Below are 2,745 nucleotides of genomic sequence, written 5' to 3'. Positions count from 1 at the left end.
GCCATTTCATCGCCATCCCGCCGAGCATACAGGCCTCGGAAGAACCAATGGTGTTGGTGCCAACGGCCTGACCGTTTTTCGGCGCAGGCGCGTGCCACAGATCAGCAACCATGTTTACGCAACGCAGGTCAATTGCTGCAGATTGCGGGTATTCTTCTTTGTCGATCCAGTTTTTATTTATCGACAAATCCATCAATTTATGGACATTTTCATCGTCCCAGGTCTGACAGAAAGTCGCCAGATTCTGACGGGCGTTACCGTCGAGAAATAATTCATCATTGATAATCTGGAATGCGATGTCATCGCGTATTTCATGCAGCGGAAAACGTTTCGATTCCGCGATAGTGGAAATTGCCTTTGCGCCAAAACGTGAATCTAGTAGTTCTGAGCGGAAATCCGTTAACAACTTCTGGTCCATTTCGAACTCCTTAAATTTATTTGAAGGCAATAAAAAAGTAGGATTTATCTGTAATAGACGCAAGGAGTTGCCGGTGTAATTTAAATAACAAAATCCTAAGAGTGAAATAACGTTATTTATATAATCAGTTATCGCTAATAATATTATATTTATAGCTTATTAAAACAAATGTATATTTTGGCATTTTTTTATTAATTTTTATTTTAATTACAAAAAAGTTGGTGACCTTCTGCATTGTTACACAGGTAGCCGCTACTCTTATTCGTAACAACAATGACATATCCTGATTTCTCAACAGATTACATGAATATTCCGAAAGTGAAGAATGACGGGAAACAACATATATAATATTCTCTTTGAATATTAGTGAGTTATATTTTTTCTCCATTAATAAACGTGATCTACCGCACGCTTTGTCGCCCACCAGGCGGAACGAATGACTACCCTTAAAGGAAAGCCCGATAATTAGCGACGAATTTCGGAGGTCGGATCCTTATGCTCAATCAGAAAATTCAAACCCCTAATCCAGACGAACTGACGATCGAAGTCGATCTCTGTTATGAGCTGGATCCGTATGAATTAAAACTGGATGAGATGCTCGAGGCAGAGCCAGAACCCGAAATGATTGAGGGATTGCCTGCCTCTGACGCGCTAACGCCTGCTGACCGCTATCTCGAACTGTTCGAACATGTTCAGTCGGCAAAAATTTTCCCCGACAGTAAAACCTTTCCCGATTGTGCGCCGAAAATAGACCCGCTGGATATATTAATCCGCTACCGTAAGGTTCGCCGCCACCGTGATTTTGACTTGCGCCGATTCGTTGAAAATCACTTCTGGTTACCGGAAGTCTACTCCAGCGAGTATGTATCGGACCCACAAAACTCACTAAAAGAGCATATCGACCAGCTATGGCCAGTGTTAACCCGCGAACCGCAAGATCACATCCCGTGGTCTTCTCTGCTGGCGCTGCCGCAGTCGTACATTGTCCCCGGAGGCCGTTTTAGCGAAACCTACTACTGGGATTCCTATTTCACCATGCTGGGGCTGGCGGAAAGCGGACGCGAAGATTTACTGAAATGCATGGCCGATAACTTCGCCTGGATGATCGAAAACTACGGCCACATCCCCAACGGCAACCGCACCTACTATTTGAGCCGCTCACAGCCACCGGTTTTCGCTCTGATGGTGGAGCTGTTTGAAGAAGATGGGGTACGCGGCGCACGCCGTTATCTTGATCATCTGAAAATGGAATATGCCTTCTGGATGGACGGTGCAGAATCGCTGATCCCCAATCAGGCCTATCGCCATGTCGTTAGGATGCCGGACGGTTCGCTGCTTAACCGCTACTGGGATGACCGTGACACACCGCGCGACGAATCCTGGCTTGAGGACGTAGAAACCGCAAAACATTCCGGTCGCCCCCCCAACGAAGTGTATCGCGATTTACGTGCGGGCGCGGCTTCTGGCTGGGATTACTCCTCCCGCTGGCTGCGTGACGCGGGTCGTCTGGCGAGTATTCGCACCACCCAGTTCATCCCCATCGACCTGAACGCTTTCCTGTTTAAACTGGAGAGTACCATCGCCAACATCTCGGCGCTGAAAGGTGATAGAGAGACAGAAGCGCTGTTTCGCCAAAAAGCCAGCGCCCGCCGCGATGCGGTAAACCGTTATCTCTGGGATGATGAAAACGGAATCTACCGCGATTACGACTGGCGGCGCGAACAACAGGCTCTCTTTTCCGCTGCGGCCATCGTGCCGTTATATGTCGGCATGGCAAACCACGAACAGGCCGATCGTCTGGCAAATGCCGTGCGAAGCCGTTTACTGACACCAGGCGGGATTCTGGCAAGCGAGTATGAAACCGGTGAGCAGTGGGATAAACCCAACGGCTGGGCACCGTTACAATGGATGGCGATTCAGGGATTTAAAATGTACGGAGATGACCATCTGGGTGATGAGATCGCTCGTAGCTGGCTGAAGACGGTGAATCAGTTCTACCAGGAACACCACAAACTGATCGAGAAATACCATATTGCCGATGGTATCTCCCGCGAAGGCGGCGGCGGTGAATATCCGTTACAGGACGGGTTTGGCTGGACCAACGGTGTGGCACGCCGTTTAATTGGTTTATACGGCGAACCGTAATATTTTTTACAGCCAGCCGCTAATATCCTGCTGGCTGTAAAATTATCCTCTTCAGGAGGAGTAATGCCGATCAGTTAAGGATCAGTTGACCGATCCAGTGGCTGTGTAAGAATCCGGAAACGCTCACTCGTTTCCGGATTTTTTTATGCACATTGGACAGGCCCTTGATCTGGTATCCCGTT

General features: G+C 48.3%; 2 protein-coding genes. One reads left to right on the top strand and one right to left on the bottom strand.

The window, feature by feature from the left end; translation table 11 throughout:
* The coding region (locus tag C7B16_RS23925) for a pyridoxal-dependent decarboxylase (protein ID WP_236942182.1) at nucleotides 1–418 on the bottom strand (418 nt) is incomplete at its 3' end.
* A 495-nt stretch (nucleotides 419–913) separates the two neighbouring features.
* Here C7B16_RS23925 and C7B16_RS23920 point away from each other — a divergent pair.
* On the top strand, nucleotides 914–2,563 hold the full coding sequence (locus C7B16_RS23920) for an alpha,alpha-trehalase (protein ID WP_107180268.1): 1,650 nt from the start codon (nucleotides 914–916) through the stop codon (nucleotides 2,561–2,563).
* The last annotated feature ends 182 nt before the right edge of the window (nucleotides 2,564–2,745 follow it).

This window comes from Escherichia sp. 20412-1, assembly GCF_003027595.1.
GTDB lineage: Bacteria > Pseudomonadota > Gammaproteobacteria > Enterobacterales > Enterobacteriaceae > Escherichia > Escherichia marmotae.
This window is presented reverse-complemented; position numbering and strand designations above follow the sequence as displayed.